The 15,750-nt window shown below is 30.7% G+C and carries 14 protein-coding genes; 5 read left to right on the top strand and 9 right to left on the bottom strand.

From position 1 onward, the window contains the following. Position 1: 1 nt before the first annotated feature. The 4 genes from J5E45_RS00150 to xdrA all read right to left on the bottom strand — a co-directional run bounded on the left by J5E45_RS00150 (position 2) and on the right by xdrA (position 3,946). On the bottom strand, positions 2-1,186 hold the full coding sequence (locus J5E45_RS00150; protein WP_107549929.1) for a metallophosphoesterase family protein: 1,185 nt from the start codon (positions 1,184-1,186) through the stop codon (positions 2-4). A gap of 493 nt (positions 1,187-1,679) precedes the next feature. Then, positions 1,680-2,024, bottom strand: a complete 345-nt coding sequence (locus J5E45_RS00145) for a YlbF/YmcA family competence regulator (protein ID WP_017723169.1) — start codon at positions 2,022-2,024, stop codon at positions 1,680-1,682. A 68-nt stretch (positions 2,025-2,092) separates the two neighbouring features. Continuing rightward, positions 2,093-3,223, bottom strand: a complete 1,131-nt coding sequence (locus tag J5E45_RS00140) for a DUF445 domain-containing protein (RefSeq protein ID WP_039066970.1) — start codon at positions 3,221-3,223, stop codon at positions 2,093-2,095. Between the two features lie 258 nt (positions 3,224-3,481). Beyond that, positions 3,482-3,946, bottom strand: coding sequence for an XRE family transcriptional regulator XdrA (xdrA, locus tag J5E45_RS00135; RefSeq protein ID WP_017723171.1), 465 nt, complete (start codon positions 3,944-3,946; stop codon positions 3,482-3,484). 432 nt (positions 3,947-4,378) lie between these two features. On the opposite strand from xdrA, the gene purU reads away from it, so the two are divergent. From purU to J5E45_RS00110, 5 genes are all read left to right on the top strand, one after another. After that, on the top strand, positions 4,379-5,230 hold the full coding sequence (gene purU, locus J5E45_RS00130; protein ID WP_039066968.1) for a formyltetrahydrofolate deformylase: 852 nt from the start codon (positions 4,379-4,381) through the stop codon (positions 5,228-5,230). A 387-nt stretch (positions 5,231-5,617) separates the two neighbouring features. Then, positions 5,618-7,867: a formate C-acetyltransferase gene (pflB, locus tag J5E45_RS00125; RefSeq protein WP_208181433.1), complete on the top strand. Its 2,250-nt coding sequence runs from the start codon at positions 5,618-5,620 to the stop codon at positions 7,865-7,867. Between the two features lie 26 nt (positions 7,868-7,893). Next, positions 7,894-8,649 carry a pyruvate formate-lyase-activating protein gene (gene pflA / locus J5E45_RS00120; protein WP_069792556.1) on the top strand — a complete coding sequence of 252 codons (756 nt, stop codon included), beginning with the start codon at positions 7,894-7,896 and terminating at the stop codon, positions 8,647-8,649. Between the two features lie 224 nt (positions 8,650-8,873). After that, entirely contained in the window at positions 8,874-9,674 is an 801-nt protein-coding gene (locus J5E45_RS00115; RefSeq protein ID WP_069792557.1) for an ABC transporter permease, read from the top strand. A 188-nt stretch (positions 9,675-9,862) separates the two neighbouring features. Next, positions 9,863-10,171, top strand: coding sequence for a hypothetical protein (locus tag J5E45_RS00110; RefSeq protein WP_069792558.1), 309 nt, complete (start codon positions 9,863-9,865; stop codon positions 10,169-10,171). A gap of 298 nt (positions 10,172-10,469) precedes the next feature. On the opposite strand, the gene J5E45_RS00105 is transcribed toward J5E45_RS00110, so the two are convergent. From J5E45_RS00105 to J5E45_RS00085, 5 genes are all read right to left on the bottom strand, one after another. Continuing rightward, positions 10,470-11,258 carry a sulfite exporter TauE/SafE family protein gene (locus tag J5E45_RS00105; protein ID WP_039066962.1) on the bottom strand — a complete coding sequence of 263 codons (789 nt, stop codon included), beginning with the start codon at positions 11,256-11,258 and terminating at the stop codon, positions 10,470-10,472. A gap of 34 nt (positions 11,259-11,292) precedes the next feature. Continuing rightward, positions 11,293-12,207, bottom strand: a complete 915-nt coding sequence (locus J5E45_RS00100; RefSeq protein WP_039066960.1) for an LCP family protein — start codon at positions 12,205-12,207, stop codon at positions 11,293-11,295. 46 nt (positions 12,208-12,253) lie between these two features. Next, on the bottom strand, positions 12,254-13,438 hold the full coding sequence (locus J5E45_RS00095; protein WP_172643865.1) for an FtsW/RodA/SpoVE family cell cycle protein: 1,185 nt from the start codon (positions 13,436-13,438) through the stop codon (positions 12,254-12,256). Positions 13,439-13,713: 275 nt separating this feature from the next. Further along, positions 13,714-14,994, bottom strand: a complete 1,281-nt coding sequence (locus J5E45_RS00090; RefSeq protein ID WP_039066959.1) for a dicarboxylate/amino acid:cation symporter — start codon at positions 14,992-14,994, stop codon at positions 13,714-13,716. A 121-nt stretch (positions 14,995-15,115) separates the two neighbouring features. Next, positions 15,116-15,739, bottom strand: coding sequence for a response regulator (locus J5E45_RS00085; RefSeq protein ID WP_039066958.1), 624 nt, complete (start codon positions 15,737-15,739; stop codon positions 15,116-15,118). Positions 15,740-15,750: the final 11 nt, after the last annotated feature.

Here is a 15,750-nt window from a genome sequence, read left to right as displayed (position 1 = left end):
TTTATTCTCCCCTCATATCTGACTTCAAGAGTTCTTCTGCATGTTCAATAAGTTCTCGTCTATCAAAATCACTATAGTTTTCTAAGTACTTAGACGCTTTAGGATTTAAATATAAGTCATTCATCGCTAGATTATATATGGTATTGTCCTCAATTAACTCTGGAGAAAATTCTTTAACTAATGTATTTTGATCATCGTACTTATTTTTAATTGTTAAGTCTTCGATAAATACAAAATTATGTTCATTTGCTTCATAGTCACTAATCATTTCATGAATTTGTAAAATATCTTGTTCAGGTATCCACTGGTCTGAATCTATTAATACGTTCAACTGATAGATTGCTTTACCATTTTTTCTAACTTGAGTCTTAAATGCTTGTATATCATTAAAGATACCCTGTTTAGAGGTTTGCTTTGTTTCTAGCGTCGCTTTCTCAAATCTTATAAATTGCGTCGGTATAAATTTAGCATCAAGTTTTAAGTTGTCCCCCTCAACAAGTAAACATCCTTTTTCACCAAGCTCTTTAAAGTGTCGTCCCTGTATATTACCTGGATAATGTATTTGTGGCATATCGCTCAATTGTTGACGCTCGTGTATATGGCCCAACGCCCAATAATGATACAATTTATTATTTAAATCTTCTAATCTAAATTCTGTGTAACGGTCATTCGTACTTGTTTTACTATATGTACCATGTAAAATACCGATATGAATACCTTTATAACCTTGACTAATTGGGTATGCATCAAGTTTATTCTCATAACTTGCATCATTTTGATAACTAAAACCATGAAGGTAAATTTCTTCTCCGTTTTTAGTTATTGTTTGGTATGTTTCAACATTTTCAGAGAAAACTGATACATTATCTGGCCATACAGTACCAATACTCGATGATAAAGGATCGTGGTTACCGTGACATAAATAGACAAAAATTTGTTCTCTCTCTAAACGTTCAAATTGTTCCTTTAAGAACACTTCTGCGCGTAATGTGCGATTTTGTTGATCAAATAAATCGCCTGAAATAATCATAAAATCGACTTCTTCGGCTAATGCTAAATCTACTATTTTTTTAAAACTTTCATAAGCACTTTTTTGGATATCTTCGAAAATAGGCTGACTGAGATAATCTCTTGATTTAAAAGGGCTATCTAAATGTAAATCAGCACAATGAATAAATTTCACCATACAGTATCTTTCTCCTTTATTGAAAGGTTTATTTAAGCTGATGCATGTTTGTTGTTTCAGTAATATATTACAAATTTCAACCAATACTAAAATTTATGCATACAAATACCTTGTATTAGTATATTTTACCACATTGTCTATTAGACAGTCGATAAAACAAAAGATGCTCAAATCAAGACAATATCACTTCTAATTATTATTAAATGAGTTAGACAATAGCATTTTCATCATTTTTTAATTAAAACATAATCTTTAAAAAGGGCACAAAAAATGAGGCTGACACATAAATATATGCCTCAGCCTCATTTTTGTATTGGTAGTTATTGACTGTTTGAAAATGCGCTTAAATTAAGCTATTTCGTTTATAGTCTTAACTATCATAATGGATAACAAAATCGTAGTTATAAAATAATCAGTTTTCTGTTCATTCCATTTTAAACTACAACACAATATTTATTTGTATTATAGTCTCTATACATTACTCTAACAATAATTAGTCAGCGTAAATTTCATCTAAAGGTTTTACAATGATTTGATTAATTTCTTGGAATACTTGGCTCATATTTTGTTCAGCCGCCATTAATTCAGAAATGTTAGAATCATTTTCGATTTTTTGAGCTTGTTCTTGTGCTTTTTGCAGCTCTTCTTCACCGATTTCTTCACCTTGCATTTGTTTTTGTTGGAAATTTAATTGTGTTTCACGGAATTCATCAAATAAATCTTTTGATTCTTGATTTTCTTTAACTTTTGCATAAGCATTTTGAATAGCTTGATATTCATCACTTTCTCTTAATGCTTGCTCTAATTGATTTGCATGATCGTATAAATTTACTGCCACTATGCTTCACTCCTTTTTTGTATATGTGCTAAAACCACATCGATATTACAATAACATAATTTAATATGTTATACAAAAATTGCAATTATCCCTTGTAATAAACCAATAATACCACCTAATAAGAACCCTAATAACATAATTAATTTTAACTCTTTATTTGCTATATCTATTATGAGTTTCTCAATATATGCTAAGTCAAACGTATTAATCTGTTCTTCAACCATTTGACGTAAATTGACTTTCTTCATAATTGGTGAGATATGTTTAGACGCATTTTCAATAATCACGTTTGTTAGTTGCTTGGATAACTTATTTTCTAAAAATTGTATAAAGTTTGGCATAAGAGTATTTAGTGGTTTTGTTGCCATATTATTGATATCCATATAGCCCATAGCCAAATCCGTTACTGATGTTTTAAATGATTGGAATTGTTGTTCATTCAGCACTTCATTTAACTGTTTAGATTTAAATGTTGCATATTCGTTTTCGATAATTTGATTTGCGATTGCTTTAGCTTTAGGATGATTAGTCAATCTGATTAATTCATGTTGGATACGATCAGCGATGCTTTCTTTTGTCATAAACATTTGTAATAGCCCGACAATTTTCCCTTTTTCATTAAAGAAAGTATCTAACATCGACGCGATATCTAATGCACCTTTTTCAGATTTCAAGTAAACACGTGCTCTATCAAATAGTATTTCTGGTACTGCTTCAATCTTACTATCTAAACTTTTTTCAATGTCTTCAGGAATCAATTGTTCAATAGGAGTGCTTCGATGATCATAATAAAATGCTTCTAATTTTTCTGACATAATCGATTCTATTTTCTCATTTGCTAATTGTGCAACATCTATGTCGACTTTATTCGCTAAATAATCAAAAGATATGCGATCCTCTTTTAATTTTTTAATTTGTTTTTGTATTACTTCTTCGATTGCAGTTCTAGAAGTTGGCGCATTTAATTTAGACTGAATCATACTCTCAGTTAGTAAATGTTCTTCTATAACTTGGCCAATTTTATCAGCAATTTCTGCTCTTCTTTTTGGTATTAAACCTGGTGTAAATGGCACGCGTTTGTTAAAAATATAATATGTTTTGAATGGATGAAACAACATTTTTACCGCAATAACGTTTGTCACTCCACCTATTAATGCACCAATTATCATCATAAAAATAATTATTAAAAATGCATGCATAAAAGTTTCTCCTTTTTATTTTACTTTATAACATCCTACTATTAAAAATTCACTCTTAAACATTGTACAATACATATAGTTTAATTGTGTAGAAGCATACACCTATTCATTTTAAAAAACAATTGAAAATAAAAAAAGACCTAAATCTTTTGTTTAGGTCAAGTAGTGTATAGTGACTAAATCATTCATATACAATTTAAAGTCCTATGTCACCAAATTATATAAATAATGATTCTTCTATCACAAATTGAATTAATATTATACGTGCATTAACTCTTCTTTAGAAATTCTACCAAAATATGTTTCTGCTTCTCTTAATTTAGAAGTACCAAATATTGGTTGTGTTTCTTGGTTAAGTACTCGATAAATGTCACTTACTTTATTACTTTGTAAGATGAAACCATTACGGCTATCAACAGTGTTCCAGTAGATATCACTTGTTGTTGAATGGTTAGGGTACGCACAGTGATTACGAGAAATAGTTTGTACCATTTCTAGCGGATCACAACCAAATGTACTATTTAAAACATCTGAATCTCTAAATAATGCACAAATTGACACACATGTTGTCCAGTTAGGTAGTACTCTTTCTTTTTCTATTTGTACTAAAGTCTTTTTTGAAAGACCAATAGTTTGGGCCATCGTATCTTGCGTATAACCTGCTTCAATACGTACCATTTTAAATTTTGTTTGAATTAAATCTGTGAAATTCTGTCTATCCATTACTTTAATCTACCTTTCATCTAAAGAATATTTTATCCGGACACAAGAAATTGCAATAATACACGCTTCTTGAAACACAAATTACATCTTAATACAATTTTTAAGAAAATAAAAGAGTGAAATCAAATTTTCATCGTTTTTTATCATTGGCGCAATTATCAAAATAATCAATCTTATATCTTATAATTAATTTACAAACAAAAATCACTTTGTTTGTAAGCGTATTATTTTCATGAAAAGTGTCATCATCTCTCATTACTTATTACTCATAAAAGATAAAAAAACCCATTTATTATTATATCCTATTTCTACTATAATAGTATAGTTAAAACTGTAAAATGTTGTAATTTTGTTGAAAAATATTTTATTTATTTACATTGTTCAGAATATTCCCTATAATTTTAAGTACTTTTTAAATTTTGAGGTGCTTAAATGGAAGATAAATACATATTACTCGCAACATGCAATGACAAAGTCGGTATAACATCATTAATTACAAATATTATTGCAGAATACGGCTCTAATATTTTACATCTTGATCACTTTACTGAATATGATCATGCACAAGATACCGAAGGGAAATTATTTTTAAGATTTGAGTTTGAAAAAGCAACACAACTGAAAGAAGCTCTAGAAAATACTTTAAGTCAAAATGACATTAATTTTGATATTTTTGATACAAGTGATAAAACAAAAATCGCATTATTTGTATCAAAAGAAGACCATGCTTTTAATGAAGTATTATTAAGAGTTCAGCGTAAAGAAATCCCTGCTGAAATCACTTGTGTTGTCAGTAATCATGAAAACAATAGGCATTTTGCTGAATCGTTTAATATCCCTTTTTACTATGTGCCAAGTAATAATGATAAGGCGATTGTTGAGCAAAATATATTGGATATTTGCGCAAAACACGAAGTAGAATTAATTGTTTTAGCTAAATATATGCAAATACTTACAGATAATTTTGTAAGTCATTATCCAAATCAAATTATTAATATCCACCATTCTTTCTTACCTTCATTCATTGGAGCGAACCCATACAAACAAGCTTGGGAGCGCGGCGTTAAATTAGTTGGTGCAACAAGTCATTACGTAACTTCTGATTTAGATGAAGGACCAATTATAGACCAAGATGTCACACGTATTAATCATCGTTATAACGTACAAGATTTACGTAAAATTGGACGTCATGTTGAATCTTCTGTTTTAGCTCAAGCAGTTGAATATCATGTTCAACATAAAGTTATCGTAAATGATGGCAATAAAACAATTGTTTTCAATTAATATTGTGTATAAAAAGTGTACTAATTACTGTTATCATCATGATTAATACAATTTTACGCATAATTTAATTTCTAAAACCTTCTATTATATATGATTTTTTAAGTCGCTTTTATCCACAAATTACAAGGGGTAGAAGTGACTTATTTTTATACATCGTGTTTTTCACTAATTTTTTCCTCTATCTTTTCATTATAAACTGCTCACAATACAAGTGTTTTCTGTTGTATAACAGACACGCAATACTATAAACCTGTTATATAATATCCTACAGTTTTTCAAATCGTTCACAGTTTGTATTTAAAACTTTCACAAACATTGTGAAAGTTTTAACAATATCAATGTTACAATATTTTTGAAATTATTAACTGAATGAATGGAAGAGTAAAAATGTTAGAAAAAGAAAAATTACACGAAATTGCTTGGCAAGGATTTAAAAGTGGGCGTTGGCGTCGCCATGTCGATGTTCGTGAGTTTATCCAACTAAACTACTCACTTTATGAAGGCGATGATCAATTTTTAGAAGGCCCTACTGACGCAACATCTAAGCTTTGGGATCAAGTAATGGCTTTATCAAAAGAAGAGCGTGAACGTGGTGGTATGTGGGATATGGATACAAAAGTACCCTCGACAATAACCTCGCATGAAGCCGGTTATTTAAATCAAGATTTAGAAACTATTGTCGGCGTCCAAACTGAAAAACCATTTAAACGATCTATGCAACCATTTGGCGGCATTCGTATGGCCAAAGCAGCCTGTGAATCTTATGGTTATAAACTAGATTCAGAAACTGAAAAAATATTTACAGATTATCGTAAAACTCATAACCAAGGTGTGTTTGATGCCTACTCTAAAGAAATGCTTGACTGTCGAAAAGCTGGTATTATCACAGGCCTTCCGGATGCTTATGGCAGAGGACGAATAATTGGCGATTATCGCCGTGTTGCGCTCTATGGCATTGATTTTTTGATGGCAGAAAAAATGCATGACTTCAATACAATGTCTACTGAAATGTCAGAAGATATTATTCGATTACGCGAAGAATTATCAGAACAATATCGCTCACTTAAAGAATTAAAAGTATTAGGTGAAACTTATGGCTTTGATCTAGGACGCCCTGCTACTACTTTTAAAGAAGCTGTTCAATGGCTTTATTTAGCATATTTAGCTGCTATCAAAGAACAAAATGGTGCTGCTATGAGTTTAGGACGTACGTCTACATTCTTAGATATTTATGCTGAACGTGATTTAAAAAATGGTACTATCACCGAAAGTGAAGTTCAAGAAATAATTGATCACTTTATTATGAAATTACGTATTGTGAAATTTGCACGTACACCAGATTATAATGAATTATTCTCTGGAGACCCTACTTGGGTTACTGAATCAATTGGTGGTATAGGAATTAATGGTAAACCTCTTGTAACTAAGAACTCATTCCGTTTCTTACACTCATTAGACAACTTAGGACCTGCACCAGAACCAAATTTAACTGTACTTTGGTCAGTACAATTACCAACACATTTTAAAAATTATTGTGCAAAAATGAGTATAAAAACAAGTTCAATACAGTATGAAAATGATGATTTAATGCGTGAATCATACGGTGATGACTATGGTATTGCATGTTGTGTATCTGCAATGAAAATTGGTAAACAAATGCAATTCTTTGGTGCTCGTGCAAACTTAGCTAAAACTTTATTATACGCAATTAATGGTGGAAAAGATGAAAAATCTGGTATGCAAGTCGGACCATCATATGAAGCTATCAATTCACAAGTATTAAATTACGATGAAGTATTTGAAAAGTTTGATAAGATGATGGATTGGTTAGCAGGCGTTTACATCAATGCTTTAAATATTATTCATTATATGCATGATAAATACAGTTACGAGCGTATCGAGATGGCGTTACACGATACTAATATCATACGTACGATGGCAACAGGTATTGCAGGTTTATCAGTTGCTGCGGATTCATTGTCAGCAATTAAATATGCCCAAGTTATGCCAATACGTGATGAAAATGGTTTAGTAATTGATTTTGAAATAAATGGAGATTTCCCTAAATATGGCAACAATGATACTCGTGTAGATGATATCGCCGTAGATTTAGTAGAACGCTTTATGACTAAATTAAGAAGCCATAAAACATATCGTAATTCTGAGCATACAATGAGTGTACTTACAATCACTTCAAATGTCGTTTATGGTAAAAAGACCGGTAATACACCTGATGGACGAAAAGCTGGTGAACCATTTGCCCCAGGTGCCAACCCAATGCATGGGCGGGACCAAAAAGGTGCATTATCATCACTGAGCTCTGTTGCAAAAATTCCTTATGATTGTTGCAAAGATGGTATTTCAAATACATTTAGTATCGTTCCTAAATCATTAGGAAAATTACCAGAAGAGCAAAATAAAAATCTTACAAGTATGCTTGATGGATACGCTATGCAACACGGCCATCATTTAAACATAAACGTCTTTAATCGAGACACATTGTTAGATGCAATGGAGCACCCCGAAGAGTATCCGCAACTTACTATTCGTGTTTCTGGCTATGCTGTTAATTTCATTAAATTAACACGAGAACAACAATTAGATGTTATTTCTCGTACGTTTCATGAAAGAATGTAAAACAAAAATTATAAGGTGGGAGCAAAATGCTTAAAGGACACTTGCACTCTGTTGAAAGTATGGGTACTGTCGATGGACCAGGTATTAGATATATACTTTTTATGCAAGGCTGTTTACTGAGATGTTTATATTGTCATAATCCGGATACATGGAAAGTCAATGAATTATCTAGAGAAGTAACAGTAGACGAAATGGTGGATGAAATAACATCTTTCAAACCTTATTTTGAAGCATCTGGGGGCGGCGTAACTATAAGTGGTGGCGAACCATTGTTGCAAATGCCCTTTGTCACAGCTTTATTTAAAGCGTTAAAGGCAAACGGAATTCATACATGTATCGATACTTCTGCAGGTTGTGCAAATGACACATTAGCATTTCAACGTCACTTCGATAAATTATTAAAATATACAGACTTAATACTCTTGGATATTAAACATATTGATAATGAGAAACACATAGCATTAACTGAAAAACCTAACACACAAATATTAAAAATTGCTAAAAAGTTATCAGATGTTAAACAACCTGTTTGGATTAGACACGTGCTAGTTCCCGGATATACTGATGCTAAGGAAGATTTAATACAATTAGGCGCGTTTATAAATACATTGGATAATGTGGAAAGATTTGAACTATTGCCCTATCATCAACTTGGTGTCCATAAATGGGAAGCAATGAACTTGAGCTATCCTTTAAATAAAGTTCAACCACCTACAGATAACGATGTTAAATTAGCTTATCAACTTGTAAATTTTAAAGGTAACATCCCTTTAAAAATATAACAATACTACATGTTATTTTAACGAACCTCCTACTATGCTAATTGGGTAGGTTCGCTTTAACTTAAATAAAGTATTTTATGATAATGAACCCAAGCTTTTTATAGTTACGCTTTAAACTTTAATATTACTGTCATTTTATTTATATTTGCTTATATTAAAAATTATAATGTATAATCTTATTTGTCAGTTTTTAAAAAGTCAGCATGAAAGAGTGATATATTCAAATGAATGCAATGTGGTTTGTGTTAAAAGAACAATTGAAAAATTTATATTTAATTAAAAGACTAGCAGACTTTCAACTACGTATATCAAATCACAACAATTATTTAGGGATTGCTTGGGAGATTATTAACCCTGCCATGCAAATTGCAGTATACTGGTTTGTCTTCGGTTTGGGCTTGCGAAATAATTCGATGCATGATGGAATCCCATTTATCTATTGGTTAATTGTCGGTATTAGCATGTGGTTTTTCGTAAACCAAGGCGTACTAGAAGGTACAAAATCAATCGCTTCAAAGTATAATCAAGTAGCTAAAATGAAGTTTCCTTTATCAATTATACCTAGTTACATTGTTTTCAGTAGATTTTATGGTCATCTAGGTTTACTTATGATTGTACTAATATTATGTTTCTTTGGGGGGTATTATCCTTCAATTTATTCATTACAATTATTGATATATGTGCCTTACGCACTTATACTTACTATAGTCATCTCGCTATTAACTTCTACATTAGGTGTACTGATTCGAGATACGCAGATGGTAGTTCAATCATTAATGAGAATTATATTTTTTGTATCTTCTATTTTGTATGCACCTAAAAATGAAATTGTAATAACAGTGATGAAATTAAATCCAATATATTTCCTTGCAGAAGGATATAGAGCCGCTGTGCTTCATCATGAATGGTATTTTATAGAGCATTGGCATTTAACGCTTTATAACCTTGCCTTAGTTGTGATTTTATTTATTATTGGTGCTATATTGCATATGCGTTATAGAGACCATTTTGCCGATTTTATGTAAAATCAATAATTCAAAATTTGTATATACACTAAACCCACTTTGTAATCATTCAAAATGATATAAAGTGGGTTTTTAGTGCTGTTTATATTTTATACCGCACAAAATTAGTGGTAGTATTAAGTAAACAATTTTGTCTTATGTCAAATACTCATTTTATTATATTGTAATTAAAGCTTGGAGGAAAAGTTATGAATATAGATATGAATAATCCTGTATTTGCTATTCAAGCTACATTAAAATATTCGCATTCGCAATCAATTGCTGGAGATTTAATTTTGCTCAGTGATTGCATATATTTTAGAACTAGTAATGTAGCAAAAGTCCTTAATTTAAAAGATGAATTTCTATTTTCAGATATTAAAAGTATAAAAATGGGTTTAACATTAACCTGTTTTAGAATCACTATCATGGACAAAGATGGTGAACCATGGATTTTTAATTATATAGATCGTAAAAAAGGCAAACAATTTATAGAACTCTATAATGAAATTAAATAGTTTAAATGTATAGCGCAAAGTGTTAATATGAATTAATTATTTTATTAATGTTTACTATTCAAAAATATCAGCCTAAAACAATAACATGTTTTAGGCTGATATTCTGTAAAAATTATTATAAGTTAGCATGCATATTAAAAATACACTTACAAATCTTTTTCTATTCTATTAAATTGTTAATAGCAAGCTAGAATTCAAAAAACGCTAAAATGATATTTTCAATTCTAGTCAACTGGGTCATAAGCAAACGACAATACTTAATTAATCAGCCACATTTTTTTACTCATACTTGTTAAATTTACAATTCAATAAATCCTTTGATAATTAAATAGATACTTAAACAAATCAAAACAAATTTAAGCAAGTTTGATAACTTTGCGGAATTAATTGATCTATTAATTTTCACACCGCACTTAGTTCCTACATAACTTGCAATAATTAATATCAATCCATAACCCCAAATAATATGTCCTTGGATCATATGTCCCACTGAGCTCGCTAAACTTGAAGTAAAAATAATAATCATACTAGTTGCCACGGCTACGTGTGGTGTGAAGTTAAAAACAATTATCATTAACGGCGTCATTAACACGCCACCGCCAATTCCAAACAAACCAGCACTGATACCTACAAAAAATGCAAAAATAATTCCTATTGTTAAGTTCACATTTTTTTCTGTAGTACTGTCCTTTTTAGATGCTAAATAGTCTTTTACAAAAAGTAAGATTGAAATTAAAAATAAAAATATACCAAATATAATATTAAAGTATATATCGTTCAGAAATTGACTTAGGTAAGCACCTAGTAACGATCCAGGAATAATACCAATAGAAAATAAAATACCATTTCTAAAATCAATCGTATCTTTACCTTTGCCCCGGTAAGCAATTATTGAAAACAAACCTGTAAAAACAAGTGTCACAGATGAGATACCAATTGCAGTTTGCGTTGTAATACCGCTTAATAAATCAAAATTTGCACCTATAAAAACCAATGTTGGTACAATAATAATACCTCCACCAACACCGATCAAAGAACCTATAATAGAGGAAACGAGCCCTATTATAAGTAATATTATAATTGTCATTGCTTTACACCTCTCAACATTCAAACCCTATATTCTATTTTAAATTATTCTTATATTCATTTATTTTAACACTTTTATCTTCTTCATTTGGTTCAAAATACCAAACTCCATCAGTTTCTATTAAATTTTCACCATCAATAGATTCTTTATCAATAGATTCTGTAGCATCTTTATAATTTGAATATAAAGATTTTAAATCGCCAACATTAAGGTCTGTTTTAACATTTTCTTCACTAACTTTAAGTATTTTGTTTAACTTAAATAAATTGGAAGATCCATTTGCTTTTTTAGATAGTGTATCAATGACCTGACGTTGTCTCTCAGTACGACCTTCGTCGCCACCTGCACCTTCCTCTTTACGACTACGAACATAATTTAGTGCTTTATCGCCATCTAGTTTTACTTTTTGCCCCTCTTTGAAACTAGAACCATTATAACTAAACGTTGCGTTGCTTGTCACAGTTACACCATCAAAAATATCAATCATCTTTTTGAAACCATCCATGTCTAAAGTAACATAAGCATCTACTGGTACATCTAAATTTTGTCTAAGTGTGTCCATTGCTGTCTTTGGGCCACCATATGCATAAGCATGTGCAATTTTTTGATTACCAGCGACCTCAGGGATATTACTACTCATATCACGAGGTATAGAAATGAGTTTTGTTTTATTCTTTTCGGGGTTTATTGATGCAATTAATAGTGTATCTGTACGTTGTCCCATGTTTTCCTCAGCACGTTTTACATCTGAATCCACCCCAAATATTGCGATAGAAATTGGTTTATTATTTTTTATTTTTTCTTGGGTTGCTTTCGTGGCTTCATCTGTGCCATCTGAATCATGTATTGCTTGATTCAAATGAAATAATTTATATGCAAAAAATCCGATTATTATAAGTATTAACAGTAAAATAACCGCTACAATCTTGCCTCTTTTCGATAATTTCAAATTACTTCTTCCCTTCCATGCCTTATTAAATAAAAGTTTTTATGTATTATTCATATACTTTGGTCTCTTTTTTTATTTCTCGTATAACTGCCAATAAAATACCTAATGCGATACTGATACTTAACATGGATGATCCACCATAACTTAATAAGGGAAGCGTTACTCCAGTTAAAGGTATCAAACCAGACACACCACCTATATTTACAAATACTTGCATAAACAAATAACTTACTACACCTACACAAATTAATTTATAAAAATGGTTACGCGTTTTATTTGCATAAATAAATCCTTTAAAAATAATAAAGCCGTACATAAGAAGTATAAGTAATACGCCTATGAGTCCTAATTCTTCTGAAATAACCGTAAATATAAAGTCTGTATGTGGTTCTGGTAAATACCCTAATTTCAAAATGCCATTACCTAACCCACGACCGAATACCCCACCGTTACTTATTGATACTAATGCGTTCGTAAGTTGATAGCCATCACTGTTTTCGTACTTAAAAGGGTCCAATACTACTTTAATTCGCTTCATTCTGTATAGATTTTTCGAGTCAAAAACTAAAGTATAGAATATGTATAGAATTACGGGGATTGAAGTAATTGTTAATATTTGAATTTTTATTTTATTTTTAATATCTGAATACATTAAGATAGCCACAATAATTGCTACTGTTAATAATGTACCCCCGAGATCTCCTTGCATTAATACAAGTACTAAGCCCACGCCTAATATACCCAATGGCGGGACAATATTCTTCAACTTATAATCTTGATTGTTGGTTAGTTTTTTATCTAAGATAAAAGAAAGATAAAAAATAGCAACTAATTTTAAAAACTCAGATGATTGTAAACTAAACAATCCAAGATTAATCCAGTTTCTGGAACCATTAACATCTTTACCTATCAGTAATGTCAGAATTAATAATGCAAACGTTCCAACTATTAGAAACTTTTGCGTACTAGCATTTCTTAGCATTTTAATATTAAAGTACATGCTAATAAATAAGATTATACAAACACTTAAAATGAAAAAGATAAATTGTCTTTTCATAAAATAATTAGCTTCTATAGGTGTTCCATTTGTTAAACTCCCTTTAGAAGCAGGCACCATACTTGCGCTGTATACCATTATGACGCCGATAATACTTAGAATTATAAAACTAATTATAATACCAAGGTCCAAACGTTTTAATCGCTTTTGAAATCTTTTCATTATATTTAACATTAACTTTACCCTTTCTTAATACTATGTTTACAATTGTTGCACAAAGGTAATGTTATGGCAATAATTTTTAGGTAATCCTAAAGTCTTATTTTTAATGGCGAAAATATTTTTAACGACAATTCAAAACATATAGTCTGTTTTTATAGAATAATTTATAAAAACAATTAGCCAATAACATATTTACTTTTACAACTATTGATTTTAATTAAAAAAAGAGGACAGAACATTATAATAATGTTTCGTCCTCTTAAATTATCTTCCTAAACTATTTAAAATCATTTATTCTTTGCGGCTAATTTTCTCTCTTCTGATTTAGATATAATTAATGCACAAGCGGCATCTCCAGTTATATTCACAGATGTTCTTGTCATATCAAGTAATCTATCGATACCTAAAATGATTCCGATTGCAGCAGGATCCAAGCCTACCGCATTTAACACCATAGCTAACATAATTAAACCGACTCCTGGAACACCAGCTGTCCCAATTGAAGCTACTACGGCGATTACGACTACCGTTATAATTTGAGTAAAAGATAAGGTTGCACCAGATATTTGAGCAATAAACATAGTAGCAACACCTTGCATGATTGCTGTACCGTCCATATTAATCGTTGCACCTAATGGTTGGACAAATGAAGCAATTTCACGTCTAACTCCCATTTTCTTTGTACATTCTAAAGAAACAGGCAAAGTTGCGGTTGAGCTTGAGGCACTAAAACCTAATGTAATAGCAGGAATAAATTCCTTATAAAACTTCAATGGACTTGATTTACCAAGAAACTTAATTGCAGAACCATAAACAACAAAGAAATGGATTGCTAAGGCTAACAATACAATAAAGAAGTACATTCCAAGTTGCTGAATTGCCCCAAATCCTGCCCCTGTAAATGCATGTGCCACCAATCCAAATGTCCCAATCGGAGCAAACACGCTCATTATCATAGTAACGATATACATTAACACTTCATTGGTTTGTTCTAAAAATTTATGTACCATCTGTGCTTTGGAACCGACCATAATAATACCAACCCCGATAAATATTGCAAATGTAATAATTTGCAGCATATTTTCTTCGGTCATTGCCTGTAATGGATTTTTAGGAAACAAATTAATAAGTGTTTGATCAAATGTTTGCTTTGCAGCTGAATCTTGCGCACTATTTTCTTTATTCAGTGTTTGTTGATAACTCGATACATCGTCACTATTTAAAAGATCAGATTTACCTGCACCGGGTTGTAATACCAGTGCCAAAGTAAGACCAATAATAATTGCAATTGCAGTCGTAGTTAAAAAGAAGGTAATTGTCTTGAGTCCAATTCCTCCCAATAATTTAGGATCCCCAACACCTACTACACCCAATACAATAGATACAAATACTACTGGTACTACAAGCATAAAGATTAAATTCAAGAAAATTTGTCCAATAACATTAAATAGGTATTTATCTACATTCTCTACAAAGGCTGAGCCTGCAAAAATATTAAAAATAGAACCAATTGCGATACCTAATATTAATGCTATGACAATCTTTAATGAAAGATTTTTTGTTTTCATAGCAACATCCCCTTTTGAGTATTAACTTTATTATATAGTATTTTTATATATTTTAAAGTAATTTTTCAAAATACTAAGAAAATTGCTACTTCATAGTATATTTTTAAATAAAATACGTTTTTTATATTAGGTTGTTCTGCATCGCATAAATAGCGGCTTGTGTACGATCCGTTACTTGCAATTTATTAAAAATATGGCTTACATGTGTTTTTATTGTTTTTTCCGATACAAATAGAGTCTCTGCAATTTCCTTATTAGTCTTACCTTTCACCATTTCTGCTAAAACTTCTGCCTCACGTTTAGATAATTTATTTGTAAAATGCGGCTTTTTACTAACAGCTTCTATAACATTTTGAGCCTGTGGATGAATAATTTTTTCTCCATCCAATACTTTTTTAATCGTTTTAATTAATTGCTCCGGCTCTACGTCTTTCATTTCATACCCATCTGCTCCTTGATCAATAGCAGATATTACATGCTCATCATCCACATAACTCGTTAAGACCAAAATTTTTATTTCTGGATAGTTATTTTTTATTATCTTTGTAATTTCAATACCGTTCATTTCTGGCATGACTAAATCGAGTAATACAATATCTGGTAAATCATTACTTGATAAGTATGTTAAAAATGATTTACCATCTGAAAATCCTCCAATGACTTCTAAATCATCTACTGTGGATAATAGAAATTCTAAACCTTGTCTTACAATGTGATGGTCATCAACAAGCACGATTCGATTCATTTTAACATTCC

It is taken from the genome of Staphylococcus shinii, assembly GCF_017583065.1.
GTDB lineage: Bacteria > Bacillota > Bacilli > Staphylococcales > Staphylococcaceae > Staphylococcus > Staphylococcus shinii.
The sequence above is the reverse complement of the archived record's forward strand: the minus strand, read 5'-3'. Positions and strand labels throughout refer to the sequence as shown.